The sequence below is a fragment of the Microbulbifer echini genome (assembly GCF_041447225.1).
GTDB classification, from domain to species: domain Bacteria; phylum Pseudomonadota; class Gammaproteobacteria; order Pseudomonadales; family Cellvibrionaceae; genus Microbulbifer; species Microbulbifer echini.
Window position 1 is genome coordinate 43,449 of record NZ_JBGMEL010000001.1, and the last position, 22,418, is coordinate 65,866.

18 protein-coding genes are annotated in these 22,418 nt (G+C 44.4%); all 18 read right to left on the reverse strand.

Annotated features, from left to right (window positions below):
* Positions 1 to 15 precede the first annotated feature (15 nt).
* On the reverse strand, positions 16 to 1,185 hold the full coding sequence (locus tag ACCI51_RS00140) for a glycosyltransferase (protein ID WP_371842169.1): 1,170 nt from the start codon (positions 1,183 to 1,185) through the stop codon (positions 16 to 18).
* Positions 1,178 to 5,002, reverse strand: a complete 3,825-nt coding sequence (locus tag ACCI51_RS00145; RefSeq protein ID WP_371842170.1) for a glycosyltransferase — start codon at positions 5,000 to 5,002, stop codon at positions 1,178 to 1,180. The genes ACCI51_RS00140 and ACCI51_RS00145 overlap by 8 nt, the downstream gene beginning before the upstream one ends.
* Positions 5,003 to 5,077: 75 nt before the next feature.
* Positions 5,078 to 6,358 (reverse strand): UDP-N-acetyl-D-mannosamine dehydrogenase, encoded by a 1,281-nt coding sequence (gene wecC / locus ACCI51_RS00150; protein ID WP_371842172.1) that lies wholly within the window; start codon positions 6,356 to 6,358, stop codon positions 5,078 to 5,080.
* Positions 6,359 to 6,438: 80 nt separating this feature from the next.
* The gene (gene wecB / locus ACCI51_RS00155; RefSeq protein WP_371842173.1) at positions 6,439 to 7,563 is read right to left on the reverse strand and encodes a non-hydrolyzing UDP-N-acetylglucosamine 2-epimerase; all 1,125 of its coding nucleotides are present in this window, start codon (positions 7,561 to 7,563) and stop codon (positions 6,439 to 6,441) included.
* Between the two features lie 30 nt (positions 7,564 to 7,593).
* Positions 7,594 to 8,055 carry a hypothetical protein gene (locus ACCI51_RS00160; RefSeq protein WP_371842174.1) on the reverse strand — a complete coding sequence of 154 codons (462 nt, stop codon included), beginning with the start codon at positions 8,053 to 8,055 and terminating at the stop codon, positions 7,594 to 7,596.
* Between the two features lie 2 nt (positions 8,056 to 8,057).
* Positions 8,058 to 9,188: a dTDP-glucose 4,6-dehydratase gene (gene rfbB / locus ACCI51_RS00165; RefSeq protein ID WP_371842429.1), complete on the reverse strand. Its 1,131-nt coding sequence runs from the start codon at positions 9,186 to 9,188 to the stop codon at positions 8,058 to 8,060.
* Positions 9,189 to 9,287: 99 nt separating this feature from the next.
* Positions 9,288 to 10,160, reverse strand: coding sequence for a dTDP-4-dehydrorhamnose reductase (gene rfbD, locus ACCI51_RS00170; protein WP_371842175.1), 873 nt, complete (start codon positions 10,158 to 10,160; stop codon positions 9,288 to 9,290).
* A gap of 141 nt (positions 10,161 to 10,301) precedes the next feature.
* The gene (gene rfbC / locus ACCI51_RS00175) at positions 10,302 to 10,844 is read right to left on the reverse strand and encodes a dTDP-4-dehydrorhamnose 3,5-epimerase (protein ID WP_371842430.1); all 543 of its coding nucleotides are present in this window, start codon (positions 10,842 to 10,844) and stop codon (positions 10,302 to 10,304) included.
* A 30-nt stretch (positions 10,845 to 10,874) separates the two neighbouring features.
* Positions 10,875 to 11,789, reverse strand: a complete 915-nt coding sequence (rfbA, locus tag ACCI51_RS00180) for a glucose-1-phosphate thymidylyltransferase RfbA (RefSeq protein ID WP_371842431.1) — start codon at positions 11,787 to 11,789, stop codon at positions 10,875 to 10,877.
* 140 nt (positions 11,790 to 11,929) lie between these two features.
* Entirely contained in the window at positions 11,930 to 13,564 is a 1,635-nt protein-coding gene (locus tag ACCI51_RS00185; protein ID WP_371842176.1) for a polysaccharide biosynthesis/export family protein, read from the reverse strand.
* A gap of 88 nt (positions 13,565 to 13,652) precedes the next feature.
* On the reverse strand, positions 13,653 to 14,888 hold the full coding sequence (locus ACCI51_RS00190) for a hypothetical protein (protein WP_371842177.1): 1,236 nt from the start codon (positions 14,886 to 14,888) through the stop codon (positions 13,653 to 13,655).
* A gap of 3 nt (positions 14,889 to 14,891) precedes the next feature.
* On the reverse strand, positions 14,892 to 15,599 hold the full coding sequence (locus ACCI51_RS00195; RefSeq protein WP_371842178.1) for an ABC transporter ATP-binding protein: 708 nt from the start codon (positions 15,597 to 15,599) through the stop codon (positions 14,892 to 14,894).
* Entirely contained in the window at positions 15,596 to 16,387 is a 792-nt protein-coding gene (locus ACCI51_RS00200; RefSeq protein WP_371842179.1) for an ABC transporter permease, read from the reverse strand. The genes ACCI51_RS00195 and ACCI51_RS00200 overlap by 4 nt, the downstream gene beginning before the upstream one ends.
* Positions 16,388 to 18,550: 2,163 nt before the next feature.
* Positions 18,551 to 18,931 (reverse strand): IS30 family transposase, encoded by a 381-nt coding sequence (locus tag ACCI51_RS00205; RefSeq protein WP_371842433.1) that lies wholly within the window; start codon positions 18,929 to 18,931, stop codon positions 18,551 to 18,553.
* 354 nt (positions 18,932 to 19,285) lie between these two features.
* The gene (locus ACCI51_RS00210) at positions 19,286 to 19,474 is read right to left on the reverse strand and encodes a helix-turn-helix domain-containing protein (protein WP_371842180.1); all 189 of its coding nucleotides are present in this window, start codon (positions 19,472 to 19,474) and stop codon (positions 19,286 to 19,288) included.
* An 855-nt stretch (positions 19,475 to 20,329) separates the two neighbouring features.
* Positions 20,330 to 21,313: a lipoyl synthase gene (gene lipA, locus ACCI51_RS00215; RefSeq protein ID WP_371842181.1), complete on the reverse strand. Its 984-nt coding sequence runs from the start codon at positions 21,311 to 21,313 to the stop codon at positions 20,330 to 20,332.
* Positions 21,306 to 22,007: a lipoyl(octanoyl) transferase LipB gene (gene lipB / locus ACCI51_RS00220; protein WP_299585419.1), complete on the reverse strand. Its 702-nt coding sequence runs from the start codon at positions 22,005 to 22,007 to the stop codon at positions 21,306 to 21,308. The genes lipA and lipB overlap by 8 nt, the downstream gene beginning before the upstream one ends.
* Positions 22,007 to 22,288 carry an HP0495 family protein gene (locus tag ACCI51_RS00225; protein ID WP_299585421.1) on the reverse strand — a complete coding sequence of 94 codons (282 nt, stop codon included), beginning with the start codon at positions 22,286 to 22,288 and terminating at the stop codon, positions 22,007 to 22,009. Before ACCI51_RS00225 ends, lipB begins: the two co-directional genes overlap by 1 nt.
* Between the last annotated feature and the right edge of the window lie 130 nt (positions 22,289 to 22,418).

Sequence of the window (22,418 nt, forward strand, 5' to 3'; positions counted from 1 at the left end):
AAAAATTTTAGACCTTCAGAGAGAACCGTGATGCACCAACGATTGAACGCTCTGAAAAAAAGACTGAGAAATAGAGCAAGGCGAAAGCTTCTGCTTAGATCTAGCCAGAGCCTCTGATGATATTTTTTTTCTTTCAACCAAATCCTGCATAACATCGATTAGTGAAGACAGCTTCGAATTATCAAATGTAATTCCGCAGCCGCTTTTTTCAAGATCTAGAAAGCCTCCACTATTCGGTCCAATTACCGGAACATCAAAAGTAATCGCCATCATTGCCGCACCTGAATTCATCGTGCGATAGTAAGGACAAACAGAATAATCAGCAGAGCGGAAGTAAACCTGAATATCTTCACTAGGAACAGGGGTCATATCCAGGATTACCTCCTCCTTATTTTCTCCCCATTTTTTTATTTTATCTACTAAATCCCTATCAGACGGTAAACCCGCAACAATCAAGCGAACTTTATATTTTGACCTATCTCTTAAACAATCATAAGCCGACATCAAACGGTCATACCCTTTGTATTCCATAATCGCGCCAAAAGAAAGAAAGACAAACTCATCTTTTTTAATCTGAAGCTTTTTCCTTGCCTCTTCACGTGTAATTTTATCTGGCTGCGCACCTTCGTAGGTTGGATGAGGGACTAAAAATGTTTTCCTTTCGTTCAACAGGTAGTACTGCTCTGTCAAGTTTGCACTGTCACTCGCCATTATGTGCACCGCATCGGCTGCATCTGCCACTAATTGGTGAATCTGCTTATCCTGCTCTACCCAAACAGTTTCATGTGGCATTACATTGTGAACTGTCCAGACGATCTTGTGACCGTTTTCTTTGATTCTCCGAATCAGTTTTTCCCAATAAACAACAGCCTCATTAGCCTCATCTTCAGTCTTAGCACGCTTTGTTTTATCGTGCAGCCAATGAAAATGGCAAACTACTTTTCCTGGCCAAGGAATTTCTCCACACAGGTCAAGTTTATGAATTGGCAATAGACTGACATTAAAAATATTGTGGGCTGAATATAGCAAAGCTTGGTATTGATTTCTTTGCGCTACGGGACCATAGGCAAGCACAAGATGTTCTTTAGGTCTACCAAATAGCTCTGAGTAAGTGACATCCAGATCCTTGGATAGCTCCGCACAGCTCTGCCATAGTTTTTCGGGTGAATCAATGACCTTAAGCATGCTGCACCTTCTCTTCAGCCTTACTGGCCACTGCAATTAAATGGCGATAAATAGAATCGTAGCGTTTAGCATTAGCACTCCAGGTACGCTCGGCAAAGACCCATTTCTTTGCCGTTTTAACCTTACTCTCTCTCATTGCTGGATTATTAATATAGTCTTGTAACTTCTCAACCAAGCTATCCACATCCGCAGGCTTAGCAACAAGCCCTCTCTCCTCGTTTTCTCCTACGATCTCCTTCAAGGCGGGCAGATCCGTTACAACAATGGGGCGCTCCAACGCCATAGCTTCGTAAGGTTTTAGTGGTGTAACCCAGTCAGCGGCATAATCAGGGATACGTGGAATAACAAATAGATCAATCGCTTTGTAGTAAGAATTAATCTGACTATGATCGACCTCGCCTGGAAAGAAAATAACTTCCTCAAGCCCTAACTCAACAGCCAATCTCTTCAGATTATTATGCTCAGGACCATTCCCAACCAAAAGTCCTCTAACATCAAGCCCCGAGATCTTTCTTAATTGGTGAATTGCCCGTATAAGGTATTCATGTCCCTCTCGAAGAGACATATTTGAGATGTAACCGACCACGTAATCAGCACCCTGCAGTTCAGGAATGTCTGCTGGCTCGAACTCATTACCTAAGTATTTGGCTTCATCAATTGCATTTGGAATAACTTCGATTTTATCGGGAGAAATACCGCGCTCTATGAGTATTTTTTTCATGCTATAGGAGATCGTTGTAACAAAATCTGCTTCAGCCATACAAAAATCTTCTTTGATCACTCTAAGCTTTGTTTTCTCAAGATCCATTACATCATTTCGCACAGGCGTCCAGGTGTGCTCATGAAAAGATCTAACTTCATAAAGCAGCGGCAATCTTGTCACCCGCTTTATTGCTAAAGCTTGAAGTGCCAACTCATACCCTCTAACACCAGACGCCGCATGGAGTATGTTTGCTCCACGGTCCTTTAGAATCTTGGCTATATGAAATGCCGAGTAATTTGTGCGGTCAGGAAACGATATCCCTCTCAGCCCATCCGTATTGGCACCGATTCTAAAATGCTCAACCCCTTCAATCACCTCATGATTTTTTGTGTCAGCGACTCCAGCTGACCTTGGATACCCAATTGGGGTGATGATGTACGGATCAATTCCAATCCTTTTCTGGGAAAGAGCAGTGTTTAGACAACGAATAGCTCCACCGCTATTTTCATAGGGATACGCTGTCTTATGCAGGTGTGCAACTGTAAGCTTTTCAGTTCCTTTTATCTTGAGGACTTCGCCACTTTGAACCAAATTCGGTACCCAAGTCCGATCCTGCTCGACCATTTCTTGAATCGCGCCGTTAAGTTTTGACAGATCATTCGGATGCTTGGAAAGCATATATTTATAATTCAGAAGCGCTAATCGTAAGCTGGTAGCGCCTTCCTTATGGATATAGGACTCGACAGCTTTGATCCATTCGACACCCGGGACAGCTAGGCTAAGCCAGCGAGCAACAGATTCAACTCCAACCTTACCGAGATTCGCTTTTCTTATGTTTAACTTTCCTTTTATCGAAAAGGCGACAATATCTACCTCCATCTTGCAGATTTCAGTAGGAATGGAGAATATTAATACTCTTCCCGATTCGTTAGATTTCGAAGTATCAACATACTGATATAGAGGATAAGCTTTAGAGGATGAAAAACCTTGCAATTCATTTATAATTCTTTCCCCATTCGCATCAAAGAATCTAAAGCTTGCGACTAACCCCTTTGGGCTCCCCCCTGATTCATCTTCAACTTCTAATTCAAGGTAATACAACCCTCTGCCATCGACAGGTTGCCTAATCGTATAAATAGCCTTAGGCGATAGTACAGCTATTTGATCACGGCGTGATGCTGGCTGACTAACTTGACTAATAACCTCAAGAAACGTATTCCAGCTCTCTGTATTTTCCGGATACAAATAATATTTTCTATCAGCCATTTTTTCGCAAACTTGCTCAAGAGCGTACTTTTCCTCAAAGTTTATATCAGAAAAATATCTTGGGATATCTTCATCAAGAAAAGCATCTGCGTAATGAAGATACTCTTTAATGACGGGCAAGGATAATTTCTTTGCTGCAATTATCGCAGGCAAGGAAGATGTAAAATCACCAGCAGCAATAACAATTACCGGCCGATACTCCCTAAAGGTCTCAATATAGGCTTCAACATCTGCTTCCAGGCAAAGCTCTGCTCGCTTGGTGATGGTATTATCCGAATACAAGCCCTGGATGTACGGAATGCCCTCCACCATAGTTTTGCGCTGCTCAGCCTCATAGCCATTTCTCACCTGCCATGACTGACCCCATCGCACGAAGCATAATGCTTCTATATCTCTGGCTTTGAGTAATTTGGCAATTTGAAGGGTTCGCTTAGCATATCCGCCCTGACTGTGACTCCGACCATGGCTGACAACCAACGCGACGCGCCCCTGAACGGATTCAACAATTGGCCTTGTGGGTTGTTCGAGCACCTGATTAGCCAAGAGGACAAGATTGTCTACATTGAACGCAGAAGCATCGCTAGCAACTTGTCCATGCTCTGGAGGCTCTCCCCTCAGTACCTTTACTAGCGGCCTCACATGTTTGACCATTGCCAATATTCTGGGTGAGGGAATAGGCGTATCCAGGCTTTGCTGGATACTTTTCATCAAGCTATTGGAGTTACCCGCCTCAAATGTGGTTACGCCCTCATGCTTAGCGGAAACTTCTTTCAGTGGTGTCACATCCGATACTATTAATCTCTTTCCATACGCCAAAGCCTCCGATGCCTTAATTGGGGATACCAATTCACACACAGATAGTCTTTTGCGCGGAATCACTACAGCATCAATTAGCGCATAATAATCCGCAACTTGTTCATGGGGTACCCGCCCTACTTGAATTAGCCAGGGTTCACGTACCAGAGTTCTCTGAGTATCGACCACTTCATCTAATGGCTGCTCATCTCCCACCAACAGTAGTTTTAATTTCTTGCCTTGCTTGTTTAGTTCCGCACATGCATCAATAAGAATATTCAGCCCTTCATAGAGGTTGAAACTCCCGACATAACCCACCACTTTGTCATCCGGGTTGATACCTAATCGACGCCTCAAGGCTGAATCAGGGCTCTTGATCCTGGGCATTTCACTGATACCATTGGGCACTATGTGGATTTTATCGATATCCACTCCACGGACAACTAGCTCTGCCTGCATCGACTGGTTCAGGGTGAAGACCTTTAAAGCCTGCCTCCCCACGAAAGCATTACGTTCAGCCTCCCGTTTAAATGCCAGGGTATTCTCAAAGCCTAACTCTTGAGCCGCACGGGAAAGCTCCCAAAAACCCCGCACTTCGTTGTAGAAAGGCAAGCCAAGGCGTTTTGCTGCTATCCACGCTGGTAGCCCTACAATATAATCAGAGGCCGCCAGTACTGCCGCAGGCCGGAAGATCTGAAATAGCTCAATAAAACGTGCCACACTGGCTTCCAAATGAGCCCTCTCGTCATTCGGTGCCCTATCATTAGGCCAGCGGCTATGGATATACCTCACCCCATTGACCTCTGCTTCAGGTCTGATTGCCTTTTTTGTAGCACCCAGCTCCCACGGTCGACCTGGGCGGACAAAACATAGCGTCTCGAAGCCATGTTCATTCAGCGCCTTGGCAACCCCCTGGGTTCGCACCGCATAACCATTACTGGCATAACTTTGTCCGTGACTCACCATGTAGGCTATGCGGCCACGAATTGGGGTATTGATTCTATTTACAGAGTGGTCTGCAAGTTTTTGAGCGTGTTTTAACAGTACATCCATAGGGAATTCTGTCCGACGGTTAGCAAACTGACGAATACAGTTAGATGTGAGCGACAGGAGCTGCTCGCTCGTGAATTAGCTGAGAAGACCTACAGCGTCGATAACATTGTTTTTAGCTGACACAAATTCAACTTCTCTAACAAAAGGACTGTGCTTAACCAGTACACAAACGACATCAGCTTCAGCTAATGACCGCTTTAGAGGTACTAACTCTACATTTGTGTGCTCAAGTTTTCTTGGTAAAGATTCGATGTTTGGCTCGACAATCTGTACTTGGCAACCAAGCTCAGCAACCGCATTCACAATACTCAACGCCGGGCTTTCGCGAAGGTCATCAATATCAGGCTTGAAGGCGATACCTAGACAGGCAACCGTAATATCACCGCTGGTATATCCAGGATTTTTGTGTTGAATCTTCTTTAGAGCATCCTTCACTTGACTCAATACCCATTGCGGCTTGCCATCGTTGACTTCACGTGCAGCTCGGATCAATTGTGCCTCCTCAGGACAGGAGTCGACAATAAACCATGGATCCACGGCTATACAGTGCCCACCTACCCCTGCTCCAGGTTGAAGAATATCGACACGCGGATGGCGATTCGCTAGGGAGATCAACTCCCAGACATTAATATCCAATTTATTGCAGATAACAGAAAGCTCATTGGCAAACGCAATATTTACATCCCTAAAGCTATTCTCGGTCAGCTTAGTCATTTCTGCGGTTCGAGCTGTAGTTACTAGGCATTCCCCTTCAACAAAAATATGATACAGGGCTTTGGCAACCTCAGAACATTTTGGCGTCATACCGCCTATTACCCTGTCATTTTCCACTAACTCACGAACCACATGCCCAGGTAATACCCGCTCTGGGCAGTGTGCTATACGAATATCAGAGGTTTCACCATGAGTCTGAGGGAAGGTAAGGTCAGGGCGGGTTTCTGCAAGCCATGCAGACATTTTCTCTGTAGCTCCCACAGGTGACGTTGACTCCAGAACTACCAGATCACCGACTTTAAGTACCGGGGCCAAAGCTTTTGAGGCTGACTCAATATAGCTGAGGTCTGCCTTATGTTGCCTGCCGTCAGCATCTGAATTAAAAGGTGTAGGAACAGCAATCAAAAACGCATCAGCAGGTTGTGGCTTCGTAGTGGCCTGCAAATAACCTTCTATCACCGCTGCGTGTACAATCATATCCAGTTCAGGCTCAACAATATGGATATTGCCCTTATTGATCGTATCAACAGCATGCTGGTTTACATCTACGCCGATTACTTTCTTTCGCCTTGAAGCGATCACTGCAGCTGTAGGCAAACCAATATAGCCCAGTCCAATAACGGAGATAGTTTCAAAATTCATGGTTATCCCTAAAAAATTCTTCCTGTTCGCTCTTTGAGAAATTGCTACAACTATTGTATAGCGATTCCTTATGTTCCTAACTAATGCTTAAAATCAATCAACGCTTCTACAATTCGATTACATGCTTCGCCATCACCGTACGGATTGTGTGCGAAGCTCATTTTCTTATAAGCCTCTCTGTCTGTTAGTAAAGAGTTCAGCTCCCGTGTAATAACTCCAACCTCAGTTCCAACCAGTTTAACCGTTCCGGCTGCAACCGCTTCAGGACGCTCAGTAGTGTCGCGCATTACAAGTACAGGTTTTCCGAGTGAGGGGGCCTCTTCTTGTATACCTCCAGAATCCGTGAGGATGATATTGGCTCTATTCATCAAGTAGACAAATGGCAAGTAATCCAAGGGTTCGATTAGATGAATATTGTCTATGCCCTTCAATAGTCGATTAACTGGTTCACGCACATTCGGATTCAAGTGTACTGGATAAACTATTTGAGTATCCGGATGCGCTTTAGCAGTGGCAGCCAGTGCCTGGCAAATACGTTCAAATCCATCACCGAAGCTCTCCCGCCTATGCCCGGTCACCAAAATCAATTTCCGAGCATCATCCAGAAATATGAATTTTCTGGCCAGCTCTTCAGAGAATGATTGGTCACTATCCAGCTTTCGAACTACTTCTAACAGAGCATCAATTACCGTATTACCAGTAACAAAAATTTTATTTTCAGCTACTCCTTCATTCAGCAAGTTTTTTTTTGAATTTTCTGTTGGAGCAAAGTGTTTTTCTGCCAAAGCACCGGTAAGCTTACGATTGGCTTCTTCCGGCCACGGCGAATAGAGGTTGCCAGTACGTAGACCGGCTTCCACATGCCCGACTGGAATTTGCTGATAATATGCTGCCAACGTAGTAGCAAATGTTGTCGCAGTATCACCATGCACAAGCACAATATCCGGCTTAGCCTCCGCCAGAACATTACGCATTCCCTGTAGAATACCAGCGGTCACATCCGTTAAGTCCTGGCCCGGCTTCATTAGGTTTAGGTCGAAGTCAGGCTTCAGCTCGAATAGGCTGAGCACTTGATCAAGCATTTCCCTGTGTTGCGCAGTGACACAGACATTTATATCGAACCGAGGGTCACCATGGAGCTTTAAGGCCAATGGCGCCATTTTAATAGCTTCTGGACGGGTTCCAAATACAATAAGTACCTTCATCTAAAACTTCCTTTAAAAATCAAAACCCTACTATTTTCCATCCATAAGCTGATATTCGAGCTCATGACAACGTCGAAAATACTTTTCCAGCAGCCACTGCGTATCATCCAGCTGACTACATACTCTGTCACCTGACTGAAACTGATCATCAGATTTAGAAGAAGACGCCTGAGCAATACCCATACTGATGTCTTGCTGAATCATCCGCGTCTTATGCCTAAGAGGCTGAACCTCACGTCCCTCACGCCGACCAAAACGTAAATAGTGCACAAGAGGATTTTCATTGCTCTGAACTACGTCCGGATAACTCTGTTGATAACTTTCACCACAAAACAAAGCCGACGGACTCCGCCCCATACGCCACCCATAGCGAAGATAGTGCTGCTCAGGGGTAAGCTTGATACTTTCTATATCCGGGTGCTGAGCTTTGTACCAATCAGCATCGAAGAGAGGGGAATCTATTAGCAACTGAATTTTATATTTTTCATCCATTACTATCTTCCACCATGTTTAACTTGTTTGGTTTCTAATTGGACTGGCATCCATTCCTGAGAGCTGCCATTCTTAACAGACTTCCACCAAGCATCATTTGATAAATACCAGTTAATCGTTTTCTGGATACCCGAATCGAAGGTTTCTTTCTGTTGGAAACCAATCTGAAAATTAGCTTTTCTTGAGTCTACCGCATATCTACGATCATGCCCCGCTCGGTCGGAAACATACGTAATCAGGTCCTGACTCTGCCCCAATAACACTTTTTTTGCTTGGGGGTATTTCTCTCTCAATTGGACATTATTGGCGAATTTATCATTCATACGCTGACATATAAATTTAACAACGTCTAGATTACTCCATTCATTATTTCCGCCGATATTGTAGCACTCACCAATCTGCCCCTTCTTGATCACCAAGTCGATAGCGTGTACGTGATCAACAACATAGAGCCAGTCACGAATCTGATGACCATCTCCATAAATCGGTAGCGGCTTATTCTGCAAAACATTGGTAATCACGAGCGGTATTAGTTTTTCCGGAAAGTGGTAGGGTCCGTAATTATTTGAACAGTTACTGGTGGTAACGTTTAACCCGTAGGTTTGATGGTAAGCACGCACCAAGTGATCTGATGCAGCTTTACTGGCAGAATATGGACTATTTGGGGCGTATGAGGAACCCTCACTGAAAGCTGAATCGTTAGGGCCCAGAGTGCCGAAAACCTCGTCAGTTGAGACATGATGAAAATGATGCCTATCCTGATTTAAGCCGCCATCCAACCAGATTTTCTTCGCAGCTTTGAGAAGACTATAAGTACCAACGATGTTGGTTTCAATAAACGTATCAGGGCCTGTAATAGATCGGTCTACATGGCTCTCTGCAGCAAAGTGCACCAGGGTGTCGATTTTATGTTCCTGAAGCAATCGTTCAACCAGCCCAGTTTCACAAATATTACCCTGACAAAAATAGAAGTTTGGAGCGTCCGCCATTAGGGCAATATTGGCTCTGTTACCGGCATAGGTGAGCGCGTCCAGCACGACGACTTTATCGTGCGGGTAGGCTTCCATCCAATAATGGACAAAGTTGGCACCTATAAAACCAGCACCACCGGTGACTAGTAAATTACTCATTATATTTCTTTAGTTTCTTTTTTTCGTCAACCAAATCAAATCGTGCATCGTTCCCAGGTAAATTTCATCTACAAAGGAGGATCGAAATATTTCATTGCACTCTTAAAGAGCAGCCTTTTCCTGCAATATCTGCCGCAATGCCTGTCGCCAGTGCTTTAGCTCTATTCCCAGCTCACTTAGGACACGGTGTTTGTCCAATACGCTATAGGCTGGGCGCGTTGCCTGAGCTGGGTAATCCAGCGACTTTACTGGCTGTATCTGAACGTGTTTATCTACTGGCAAAAGACCAACCATTTTGCTCTCCTCGTAAATCGCTACAGCAAAGTCGTACCAACTCGCGATGCCAGCGTCAGTGCAATGATAAATGCCTTTTGTTTTTGGCTGTCCCACCAGAGCATAAATGCTTTCCGACAAAGTGTGGGTACTGGTTGGCGTACTAATTTGGTCTGCTACAACGCTCAAATGATCCCGCTCATTCATCAGATACAGCATAGTATTAACGAAGTTATAACCTACCTGCGCGTAAATCCAAGATGTACGGACTATGACCGCTTCAGGCAGTATTTCCTGAACAGCTATTTCTCCAGCAGCTTTGCTTTTCCCGTATACAGACAAAGGCCTTATAGGGTCAGTCGGTGAATATGGACTAGACTTTTGACCATCGAATATAAAGTCGGTTGACACATGAATAAGACGGGCGCCAAACTCTTTACACGCCAAAGCTAAATTCTCAGCGCCATAAGCATTTACTCTAAAAGCCTGCTCTGGCTCAGACTCGGCCTTGTCTACTGCCGTGTAGGCAGCAGCATTAATGACTATATCCGGCAACTCAGAGGATACTGCTTCCATAACGCTATTTCGTTGGCAAATATCCAGTTCCTTGCGGCCTAGGCCAATAAGTTCTGCACGTTGAGGTACGGACTTCCTCAGTTCACGACCCAGTTGGCCATCCTTGCCTATTAGTAAAATTTTCATAGATCAATCTTGGTAATTCTGGTCGTTTAATGTCTTTAGAGCACTCTAGACCTTTCGGCCATATTGATTGCGGCCATAGGCAGCATCTAAATTTAGGATTTACAGCAGGCCAACTTTATTAGGATAAATGAGTAATCAATTTTACATTACTATGTCTATTAGAAGCCTACTTTCAGCATCTTTTACAGAGAGTTTGGGTAATTCACCATTAATTAATGGCCAATCTATATTAAGAGTCGGGTCATCCCAGCGTAGCGAGCATTCGTACTCTGGAAAATAATAGTCAGTGCATTTATAGACAAACTCTGCGGACTCACTAGTTACATAGAAGCCATGTGCAAAACCCTCTGGTATCCAAAGCTGACGTCGGTTCTCTGCTGAGAGTAACTCGCCAACCCACTGCCCAAAAGTAGAGGAACCACGCCGTAGGTCTACCGCCACGTCAAATACCTCTCCAGAGATAACACGGACCAGCTTTCCCTGTGGTTGTTGACTTTGATAGTGAAGACCACGAAGTACACCCTGGGTGGATTTACTGTGATTATCCTGAACGAATACCCGCTCACCACACGCTCGACGAAATAAATCTTGACGGTAAGACTCGTAAAAGAAACCTCGCTGATCGCCTAAGATATTCGGCTCAATAACTACCACGCCAGGTATTTTAGTCTCTGTGAGTTTCATATCATTTTTACCACTAATCAACCAACTCAATCACCGTCCAAAAGTATGATCTCTCAGGGACTCCTCCAACAGCTGCATCAGATATTCACCGTAACCGCTTTTTATGAGTAATCGAGCTTGACTTTCAAGTTCATCGGCAGAAATAAAACCTTTCCGAAAGGCAACCTCTTCCGGACACGCAATTTTCAATCCTTGGCGACGCTCAATGGCCTGGACAAAGTGAGCTGCCTCTAGCAGGTTATCGTGTGTACCAGTATCCAGCCAAGCCGAACCGCGACCCATCAATTCAAGATTAAGTTCTTCTCTATCCAGATAGATTCGATTTAGATCAGTAATCTCTAGTTCACCCCGATGACTCGGTCGGACTTCTTTCGCCAAATCACACACTTGGTTATCATATAAATATAGGCCTGTAACAGCGTAATTGGACTTAGGCTCTGACGGTTTCTCATCAATACTAATAACTTTGCCACGGGAGTTGAATTCAGCCACACCATAAGCACAAGGGTCCGCAACTCGGTAACCAAATATTGTAGCTCCTTGCCGGCGATTGTCTGCTCTGTTTAATAGCTCACTAAAATGGTCGCCATAAAAAATATTATCCCCTAAAATCAACGCACTTGGCCGATTGCCAATATGATTGCGACCAATAATGAATGCCTCAGCCAAACCATTTGGTGAGGACTGTACCGCATAGGTAAGGCTAATGCCCCACTGGGCTCCATCACCTAACAACGTCTGAAACAAATACTGATCCTGGGGTCTAGTAATGATGAGTATTTCACGAATACCTGCCAACATTAGCGTGGTAAGTGGGTAGTAGATCATTGGCTTATCGTACACCGGCATCAGCTGCTTACTAACACCTCTAGTAAGCGGATAAAGCCTCTCACCCTTACCGCCTGCCAGGATAATCCCCCTGCGCCCACTGTCAGTCGCCCCCATAATCCCTTCCAACTTTTTAACCTCACATCGGTGCAGAAGAACTTGTAATTTGGTGTTCTGCTGCTGTGACCATTTATCAGTGTGCTTCAATATCAACAAGTAGTAATACTAATTATCCTACTACTACTTTCTATAGCTTTCTAAAATGACAGGACTGCCGCAGTCCCAACAGCAATACGGTACAAAATTTCGGTTACATCTTTAGTTACCTGTAATTCACTAGATTGGATTTTTGGCATTACCATAATCTCATCACCAGGACGCAGCCTATCCCCAAGTCGATTATCAAAATCTTTGTCATCAATGCGGCTGATAGTACCATCAAGATGTAAAATAACTAGCTCACTGCGATTTGCATTATTAGCAAAACCACCCGCTAGGTCGATATAGTTTTCTAGAGTACGTTTTTTGTTGAAAACCAATGAAGTAGGAAAGATAACCTCACCTACAATTGATACTGTAGAGGCTCTCAAAGGAACGACTATTTCGTCACCATCCTCGAGTAACATTTCAGCAGCATTTGGATTGTCGGCAATGACAACTTGCCCCCTTGGCTCTGCCTTACGGGCCTGCCTGATAAAATTCTGTATCATCAGGGCATTATCTTTTTGTGCAGTTTTTTCCAGGTCGGTATTCGGTTGGCGAGTTAACACCTCCATCTGAAGAGCATCGAGTGAGCGATCTAGAGCTACTCGCTGCTTTATCGCTACACTTTTTCGATAAAGTTGAATAGATTTCTGATCCGCATTTTCGCGAAATCTTAGCTGAGCTAAAAGCTCTTCCAGAGTAGCACCATAGGGCAGCACATAGGTTGCGGGTCCATCCAGCTCACCTGATACCTTAATCAAAATAGATTGCACATCGTTATCACGAACTAATTCAACTTGCGCCCCGGGATAGAGCCTTGCTGTCATAGCCTCAGCCAGAGGCAAATAGTTAGCCTGTTGCACATCATTCACAACCTGAGTAATTCGTGCAAAATTAGCTTGTGGATCAGGTTTACTGACAAGTAAAATTTCACCGAGCTGAGTATAGGGGCCGATGAATTCCATTTGTGCAGCTTGTTGTACGGCGCCATCAACGGTTACCGAGCCTTTTCGGGCCCCAACCACCACTACATCACCACTACGCAATTGTAATGGGGGCATAATACCTTCAACCAAAAAATTGTATAGATTTACTCGCTGCATCAACTTCCCTTGACGTAAAATCTTAATATCAATAAAGCTTCCACTTTTTGGATCTATACCATCAGCACTATCCAAATAATATAGAATCGAGTCTGAACTGAAACCGTTATAAAGACCGGGATTATTGACATATCCAGTTACAAAAATCTTTACTGGCTGACTTGCCTCTAGATTGGCGTAAGCTTGAACATTATTTTTAAAAACACGCTTTACATGACGTAATACGAAGTCGTTAAGAGTCCCATTCTTTACTCCAGCAACATGAACGGGCCCTACTTCCGGCACAAAAATATTTCCCTTGGGGTCAACAGGCAAGCTAGCACTAAAGCTGTAAGCCCCCCAAAGCTGCAAATTAATCTGGTCACCAATGGTTATACGGTAATCTGGATTAAAACCGCTAAATGGCTGGTCCTTGAACCCCCCCTGGAAGAGCGGCTGACCGAACACCGGCACCCCAGAAGGCGGCTGCTCGGCTGGAACCGTATCATCTACCAATTGGGTTTCCAATGCAAAAGCTGTTTGACAAGCCAACGTAGCTACCAGGCCCAGACCAAGCCCTAAATTTCTTACTTTTCCTGTAATCATTTGTGCCAATCTTTCTGAATCAATTTATATAAAGACAGGCTTAACCGCCCGCCCCATCTATCCTATCGAATCTGGCGATAATTAGGGTTTACATACGATGATCGCGAATGCTGGCAACAAGCATCTTTGCAATACCAAACAATAACAATAATATTACTGCCAAGCTTGCTAGGTTATAAAGTTTATGAGGATATTCCGCCTCCTCTGCGAGAGAGGGCTGTGTTACCACCATTAAATGCTTTAACTTTCCGGAGGCCTCCATTCGAGCACTCCCCAGTGCTTTCAGAGAAGCGGCGTAGGCATCAGTAGCGAACTGTAAATCTAACTCAAGATTCTGAAAATGAGCCCCCAGTGTATTGAGACGGTGCTCACCCTCCTCATCACCTATACCCACCAGCCGAATTTTTTCTAGCTCAATTTGCTTTTCTAAGGCGCCAATCTCCGCCTGCATGGAAATTATCTGAGAGGAATCCGTATTTAGGTATGTTTTGGCTGCAGTGAGCTTGGCTCGCTGCTCGGCTAAGCGGGCTTCAAGGTTTTGAATAATACTGCTAATCCCCTTAGTTAACTCTTCAGGGCTTACCACATTATTACTATTCTGAAAATCGAGAATATCTTGCTTTGTAATACGTAACTTGCTTTGTGCAAGTTCTACCTCGTTTTTTACAAATGCTACCTGCTTATCAGCAAGTTGATTACTCACAGCATTGACAAAATCCTCAGATTTTTGTGTCACCGTCTCTATGAGCAAACGTGCAAAGATCGGGTCAAAAGCCTGTATTTCTATGGTGATGATCCCAGTGGCTTCATCGTGCCCAACGGCAGTGTGTTCTCGATAGTATGCCAGATAATCTTCCTGGGTCGCGTCCCTAGCCAAACGGGAAAACAGATCGTGGCTGCTACTTTTGTAATAATCTGCCAACTTTAACTCCTTATCCAAATAAAGAGCCATATCGAGAGATTGTATGTAGTTGACAACCAAGAAGGCATCCTGGTTATCCGCCCCCATCCCAGGAATCAAAAACCCCAACCCAGGTGAACTACCAGGAGAGGAGGCTGTATCTTTAACTATCAGCTGAGTAATGCTCACATAACGTTCAGACACCCAAAACATGTAATAAAGGCCTACAACTAGTAAAGGAAGCAGCACGAATAGTGTGAAACCAAAATGGCGCCTGAACAGACCCCCACTACTCCCCTGTTTTTTCTCGCGGAGTATACTAGCGATTAAATATCTAATTTTTAGGGCGAACAATTCAAGTATTTTGCGCACAGATTTTTTCTTTTCTGTAGACACTGAAGAGCAATTCACTTCCATATTCATTGCTTAAACATTCACTGCGCTTGTGATTTCATTTTTTTGCCTCTGTGAGTCTGGCATTCTAGCCTGATACAAATCAATGGCTTCATCGACAGAATGGCATACCTTTACCTGTCCACCATCAAGATAGATACCTACATCACAATTTTTCCGCAAAAGTTGCATTGCATGAGCTACAATAATAAAGTTAGAGCTTTTTCGCTTTTCAGCAATTACCAACTCACACTTCCTTTTAAAATGTGCATCACCAACAGACATCACTTCATCTACCAAATAAACATCAAAATCTACAGCAATACTAAGACCAAAAGCTAGACGCGACCGCATACCAGATGAATAGTTCTTAATGGGTAAATCAAAATAATTACCAACTTCAGCAAACTGTTGCACTTGATCCATCACTCTCCGCTTGCCTTCTCTCCAGATGCCATGTATCCCACAAACAAATGCAACATTTTCTCTGCCAGTCATACTTCCCTGAAAACCGCCAGACAGGCCCATTGGCCAAGATATTCTTTGATCAGTTACAACACGCCCAGAATCTGGATAGTCGATCCCCCCCATGATGCGTAACAAAGTAGATTTACCAGCACCATTACACCCAAGAATGCCTATATTCTTACCTTCAGGAAATGTTGCGCTCACATTTTGAAACAGTACCTTGCGACCATGATTCGTACGGTAAGACTTAGTAAGGCTCTCTAGTTTTATCATTGACTACGTACCAAATCCCGCCAATGGGCTCTATAGACGAGAAGTCCTATAGCAAGCATGGCTATCGAGGAAAATAAAAAATACCTAAAATTAGCAAATTTACCATCATAATTAGCAAAAAGACCTTCTCGAGTTAGCTCTATAACATGCACCAAAGGATTCCAAGCTAAGTAGGCATGATATTCCGTTGGTATTTGCTCTAAAGAAAAAAAGACTCCGGAGATAAAATATAAAGGGCGCATAACAAAGAGAAGTGCTTTTGATAACTCTGGAAGTCTCTCACCTATAACACATAAAACCAAACTTAGCCCCAAGCAAAAGCAAAAAAAGAAAAAATTCACTTCAACAAGTAACAGGAAATTACCAAAAGCAACTCGGATACCAAACCAAGCAAAAAGAGCAAGCAAGGCAATCATACTAAGTATGTAGATCGTAAATTCTAATAACACTCTACTTAACACTGCATCGAAGGGGCGTAACTGACGATAGTTAAATAAGCCTCGATTCGAAGACACAGCAGCAATTCCTTTGGAAAAGCAATGGCCAAAAAACAAAAATGGTGCAATTCCACCAAGCATAAACAGTGGAGTAGGTATACCAGGGTAAAATTCTCGTCCTATAAAGCTGAATATCCCAGCCAGCACAATTATATGCAGGGCAGGCTCGAGCAGTGCCCAGGCATACCCAAGTCGCCACTTACCAAAGCGTGTGTTCATCTCGCGTATAATCAACGCGTAGATCACATCCCGTTGAATTTGCCAAACAGTACGTGAAGTTGTTGAACCCATAGCAATCTTTTCTTGGATAATTGTGAACCAGTCCTCTCCGACTCAAGCCAGGAACTGGAATAATATACTCAAATTCTTCTATAGAGTTCTTGCACTGGGTCAAGTTGTGTGCACAGAGCCCTTCCGCGATGGGCTATTTATTGCACAATTTTCTGACACATAACGCTCTGAAAGTACCAATAGCCTAATTAGCCAGCGCGGCATGCTATCGTAGCCGCCAAGCCTCGTCATGCAAAATTAATTACACGCCATTACACGTCTCCTACCTAATTTTTATATTTACTTAGTGTAGTGGCCGCAAATTTACGCATATTGAAAAGGCACCATCAACGTATTACCCACATATGTCGCCTAATGATAACCACCCCCTCCAACAAAAATTATAAAGATAAAAACCACCTCACTTTTCAACATCTTCAAAAATGATTAAAATTACGCCACCCATCTCCTGCCAAGATTATCATTCGCCCCATCCAACTCACTTCAAATATAGCAATAAATTTATATAGATAAGATTCCATTTTCTTAATCTAAAACCAACTAGAGAAACTTAAATAAACTAGACTGCTAGGCTCCTCTTTTATCTTTTCAAGTAGCTAAGTTACCAGTATCACTAGAAGGAAAAGGTGATGGAGTTGGTACTTGTAAATAAAGTTGAAGCCTGTAAAATTTCTTTGGACAAAAATCTACTTTCCTTTTCGTGGATTGTTACCTGCCATACCAATTCAATATTTATGCTCAACCTGACATCAGGTAATAACATGATTTTTATTCATCAAAAAATTTGCCCATAGCCCCAGAAACCAATCATATAGAAATAGACATCTCGCAGACAATTAATGACCCATCTCTGGCGTTCCGAGAAGGTATCCCGGAGAATTAAATTGCCGTAATTATTCGCACAAAAAATACAATTCGATAAACTATATTAACGAAATACTTACCTCCAAAATCTCGATATATTATCAATTTAAGTAGAAAATAATTATTTTGAAACCTACGCTCAACTCTGAAGTTACATCAGTTAATCAACTAGAAAAGAACGGCCAGCAGAAGGTAATATCTGGCGCTTCTTTTCCGCCAAGACATTAAGGCATGACCTGAGAGCAACGATGCCATGTTTGGGTGCTAAAGAAAGTGCACTGGAGCCAGAGGACAACCGCTAGGAAAACTGGAGTTAGCCAGCCTATGATCGCTAGGGAAATGGATCTCAATCAAGGTGGCAATGGTTACCGCTATAAACAAGCCTAATGGATGACTGAAGAGCTGCATGGGCTGGCGAGACTGCCAACAAAGCTGCTAACCATGAACATTTCACTGATAAATGGCAGGCTGAAGCTATAATGGAGTCCAGAGAAAGTTTCTGGCTAGCTAGAGTAAGAAGAAAACCTGTGAATCAGCTATAAAACTATTTACCTGCATGTCTGGGCTGATAAGCCGCGTTGTGGGCCCCTGTATGAGAATGCGGATCAGAGATTGACACTACGACAAACGAGTTAATGAAAAGTCAACTCTAGGACACACCAAGAACGCCATTCGCATCGAACAACGGTCACAAATTATCGATAATAAATCCCGCATTGTAGATGGTAAGAACAAATTAACTCTCTCAACAGGTTGAGCGCACGACGGCAGAGTTGGTCACTGAGGCTACCATGGTGCTACTCAGCCATATAAACACTTAATACACACCATTACTGCCAATAATTGAAAAGAATTTCTCGGAACGAGAAGATTTGTGAGGCACTGGATGTAGCAGTCTATTTTGCGTATTCGTATGTATCCTGGTAGAGAGGCTTGAGCGAGATACTAATGGCTTGCTGCGCCAGTACTTTCCAAAAAATACTCACTTCAACCCTGTGAGTCAAAAAGATGTCGTAGCAACTGTTGAACCTTTAAATAATCGCCACATAAAAAGTTGGGTTAGAATACTCCTAAGCAAATATTAGAAGAAAAATAAATCTGCCGCAGATATCTAAAGGCTGATTTATTTCAGAGTTGAATACAGGAAACTAAAACTAGGAATATTTATTATTTTACTTATAGAATACCCCAATAGCTTACATACTTGGTAATACTAAAGGGACGTGGTGGTCTAATGCTTCCGAATACTTCTCAAAGATGATAAAACCACCAAATGAATTTATGTATAAAAACAAAGGCCTAGATTACCAACATAAGTGACACACGTTTACCCACCAAAAATTCCAGTGAGCTCAAGTAATTTAACGCCTTCCCGTGTCGAGTATTGATTCGAAACTCTGTATCATCAATACGGATTCTTGGTATCTTGCCAATTTCCACTCCCTTCGGAAATAAGCGCCTCAAAAGACCATTGGTGTTTTCGTTCAGCCCACGCTCCCAGGAGTGGTAAGGTTTCGCAAAATATATTTTGCATCCTAACTTCTGCGCAACCGATTGATGAGCTGAAAATTCTCTGCCATTATCGAAGGTGATGGTTTTACAGATGGCCTGATATGGCTTCAACATCTGCTTGATTGCCCTACTTAATATTTTCTTGCTCTTATTTGGGACTGCAATAATTTGGAGACTCGTTCATCCAGCGTCATCAGATAGCCATCTTGACCATAAACTGTATCACCTTCTCAGTGATCGATCTCAGTGTTTTCATCGACAACCGCAAGCTTTTGATCAATATCTATGCGCTCTGGAATTAGCTTTACGCCTGCCTCGGAACTTGCCCGCTTACGATAAGGTTTGCCTTTCCTTGGCAGACGTGACCTCCAGTTAAGTCGACTGATCTATCGGTAAATTGTTGAACAGCTAGCCATTTTCGTACACCGCTCAAACCACATTCGCCCAGCGATTTGTTCAAGGCTTGCATTTTTTAGCTGGTGATCGATTTGTACCTGCATGGCAAAGTTGGGCTTGGTGTGCTTAAGCGCTTCTGCCGCCGTTGCAATGGCTGACGGTGGGCACTCTCGACACACGATCAAGCTCGCGAGAGATGGTCTTATTGGATCTATGGAGGCGTTGTGCAATAGCTCGAGCTGAATAGTTCTGCCCATGTAGGGCCTCAATCTGGTATCGTTCTTTCAAGGTCAGCTGATTGGTACGGGTTCCCATGAGGTTCCTGGCTTGTTTGTGTTGAAGCTTGCTAACCTACAGCCAGCTGGCCTCCTTCGTTATCGCCAAGTGTGTCAGTTATTGTGAGAATCTAGGGTGAAAAGGTAGCCTCTATTCAACAAGAGAGGATACGATATAAAATTTGAGAGCCTACATTGCTTATTACTACTCACGTAGAAAACATTCAATACTAGGGGATGTAACTTTCATCGAACTTTAAAAATATGCTTATAGAGGTGTCCGGCTGGGCATGCCCACAACACAACTGCTACAGCATAATTTGAACCCAATGAGACCTATCATTGAAAGTTATATCTTAGCTGGTTTTGCACTACCTTTATGGTGTTACTCCGCCTTTACTGTGCCTGCCTGTGACGATATCTCCCGCAATCAGTATTCCTAACCGACACCCTACTGATAGGTGATTAACTTACATCAATAGCTGAGACTACCAGCCTTTGATTCAAACGGTTTTTAATTAGCACGCAAATCTAGCGTCTTCCTCATGGATCATCTGTTTGTAGCTTTGATCATTATTTTACCCCTTTGTTTGGGGAAAACATGACAAAACCTACCCAGCGCTGTCTTTTTTCTACCTCTTCAAGTGATGCACTTTAGAGTTAAATTCAAGCATCATTCAAAAATAATAAAAATAATTTTCATTGACCGGTCAGGCATAGATATTTAAGTAGGCAATTCCACAAAGTATAGATTTTTGAAACCAAAATTACAGATAAGGAATAGGTAAGAAAAATAAGACTGAAGGGAAAACAATAAACAGGGACCTTATAAAAAGCACAAGCTGACTAAGCTGGAAGACTAAAAGGGAGGAGCTTTCCCCCCTCTTTTTAAATGTTACCCCACCTTTTCTCCATGGGCCTGCTTATCCGCATGGTAAGAAGAGCGCACTAATGGGCCACAAGCGGCATGCTTAAATCCGATTTGCTCGGCATAGAGGCGGTACTCCTCAAACTCATCCGGATGTACATAGCGCTGTACCGGCAGGTGCTCCTTACTAGGCTGCAGATACTGACCAATGGTGAGCATATCGATGTCGTGCTCACGCATATCGTCCATCACCTGGAAAATTTCTTCCTTTTCCTCACCGAGGCCCACCATCAGACCGGATTTTGTCATGACATCCGGGCGACGTTTTTTGTATTCCTGCAGCAGCTTCAGGGACCATTTGTAATTGGCACCGGGACGGGATTCTCGATACAGACGTGGTACCGTCTCTAGGTTGTGGTTAAACACATCCGGAGCTTCCCCTTCCAGGATCTCCAGTGCCGTCTCCATACGCCCACGAAAATCCGGAGTAAGAATTTCCACTTGTAAGTTCGGGGAGAGCTGCCGCGCCTCGCGAATACAGTCGGCAAAGTGCTGGGCACCACCATCGCGCAAGTCATCGCGGTCCACCGAGGTGATGACCACATAGCGCAAGCTCATAGCCGAAATAGCTTCGGCCAGGTTCTTGGGCTCTTCTGGGTCCAAAGGATTGGGTTTACCGTGGCCCACATCGCAGAAGGGGCAGCGACGGGTGCAGATTTCCCCCATGATCATAAAGGTCGCAGTGCCACCGCTAAAGCACTCCCCCAGATTCGGGCAACTGGCTTCCTCACAGACCGTGGAGAGCTTTTGTGAGCGCAGAATTTTCTTAATGCGATCCACTTCTTTGGAGGCTGGTACTTTAACGCGGATCCAATCCGGCTTGCGCAGAACCGTATCGCTGGCAATCACCTTGACCGGAATGCGCTCTACCTTTTCGCCATCGCGTAATTTCTCTCCCTGCTGGAGACGGCGGGTGCGCTTTACCGGCACCAGATCGGGTTTATCAGCCATTATTTAATTCCTGCTGTTCCGCGCTCAGTTGCGCCAATAAAGTATCTTCTAATGGCTGCCACTCCGCCGGGGACAGCTCTAGGGTACGCAGTAGTTCGCGTACAAAATTCTCAGCCACCTGCTTCCAGGTGGGAACCTGCGGTAGCAGTTCGACCATCTGCACCATTTGCATACCGGCGTAACCGCAGGGGTTGATTCGAAGGAAGGGCGCCAGATCCATATCGATATTGATGGCGATACCGTGAAAACTGCAACCGCGGCGAACACGCAAGCCAATTGAGGCAATCTTGTTGCCACTCTGCGGACCCTCGGTCAGGTACACTCCCGGCGCATCCGCTCTGGGAGCCGCGGCTATACCGAAAACCTGCAACATCGCCACGGTGGCATTTTCCAGCGCCGTCACCAGGTTGCGCACACCGATTTTGCCACGGCGCAAATCGAGCAGCGGGTAAACCACCAACTGACCGGGGCCGTGATAAGTAACCTGGCCACCGCGGTCCACCTGTACGACCGGGATATCACCGGTATTCAGCAGGTGCTCGGCCTTGCCAGCCTGACCTTGGGTGAATACAGGTTGATGCTCGACGCACCAGATTTCATCGGCGCTATTTTCATCGCGAAGGTCAGTGTAGCGAGACATGGCGTGCCAGACGGTCTCGTAATCCCGCCGGGCGAGGTTGCGGACAATGGTCATCAGAGCACCATATGAACCGCTGGGTGAACTTTCAGCTCCTCAAAAAGTGCCTTGAGCTGCTCCTCCCCGGTGGCGAGGATAAAAAAAGTCATCGAAGTAAATTTCCCCGTGCTGCTGTCACGCAGGGTGATACGATCCTCATCCAGACCGGGGGCATGACGGCGCATAACGTCCAGCACAAACTCGTGTGCCTCCTCATTGGCGTCACGCACCACTTTGACCATATAGTCTTCGCAGGGGAACTCAATTTTCGGGGGTTTCTGATTGGGATCTTGACTCATACCACTCTCCGGGCCCGGCTGTTAGACATTGAGAAAAGCTTAGGTGCAGCCGGGCGGCGATTATACAGCGAGTACAGGACAGTGGACAGAGAATGGCGGGGGAAGTAGTCAGAGGATTTGGGGGACTGGC

Bases quoted from the DNA above. Each gene is read 5' to 3' on its own strand.
- wecB (WP_371842173.1), bottom strand. From the start codon at position 7,563: ATGAAGGTACTTATTGTATTTGGAACCCGTCCAGAAGCTATTAAAATG.
- lipB (WP_299585419.1), bottom strand. From the start codon at position 22,007: ATGACCATTGTCCGCAACCTCGCCCGGCGGGATTACGAGACCGTCTGG.
- rfbD (WP_371842175.1), bottom strand. From the start codon at position 10,160: ATGAAAATTTTACTAATAGGCAAGGATGGCCAACTGGGTCGTGAACTG.
- ACCI51_RS00185 (WP_371842176.1), bottom strand. From the start codon at position 13,564: ATGATTACAGGAAAAGTAAGAAATTTAGGGCTTGGTCTGGGCCTGGTA.
- rfbC (WP_371842430.1), bottom strand. From the start codon at position 10,844: ATGAAACTCACAGAGACTAAAATACCTGGCGTGGTAGTTATTGAGCCG.
- ACCI51_RS00160 (WP_371842174.1), bottom strand. From the start codon at position 8,055: ATGGATGAAAAATATAAAATTCAGTTGCTAATAGATTCCCCTCTCTTC.
- ACCI51_RS00195 (WP_371842178.1), bottom strand. From the start codon at position 15,599: ATGATAAAACTAGAGAGCCTTACTAAGTCTTACCGTACGAATCATGGT.
- ACCI51_RS00225 (WP_299585421.1), bottom strand. From the start codon at position 22,288: ATGAGTCAAGATCCCAATCAGAAACCCCCGAAAATTGAGTTCCCCTGC.
- ACCI51_RS00140 (WP_371842169.1), bottom strand. From the start codon at position 1,185: ATGCTTAAGGTCATTGATTCACCCGAAAAACTATGGCAGAGCTGTGCG.
- lipA (WP_371842181.1), bottom strand. From the start codon at position 21,313: ATGGCTGATAAACCCGATCTGGTGCCGGTAAAGCGCACCCGCCGTCTC.
- wecC (WP_371842172.1), bottom strand. From the start codon at position 6,358: ATGAATTTTGAAACTATCTCCGTTATTGGACTGGGCTATATTGGTTTG.
- ACCI51_RS00145 (WP_371842170.1), bottom strand. From the start codon at position 5,002: ATGGATGTACTGTTAAAACACGCTCAAAAACTTGCAGACCACTCTGTA.
- ACCI51_RS00200 (WP_371842179.1), bottom strand. From the start codon at position 16,387: ATGGGTTCAACAACTTCACGTACTGTTTGGCAAATTCAACGGGATGTG.
- ACCI51_RS00210 (WP_371842180.1), bottom strand. From the start codon at position 19,474: ATGGGAACCCGTACCAATCAGCTGACCTTGAAAGAACGATACCAGATT.
- ACCI51_RS00190 (WP_371842177.1), bottom strand. From the start codon at position 14,888: ATGAATATGGAAGTGAATTGCTCTTCAGTGTCTACAGAAAAGAAAAAA.
- rfbA (WP_371842431.1), bottom strand. From the start codon at position 11,789: ATGGGGGCGACTGACAGTGGGCGCAGGGGGATTATCCTGGCAGGCGGT.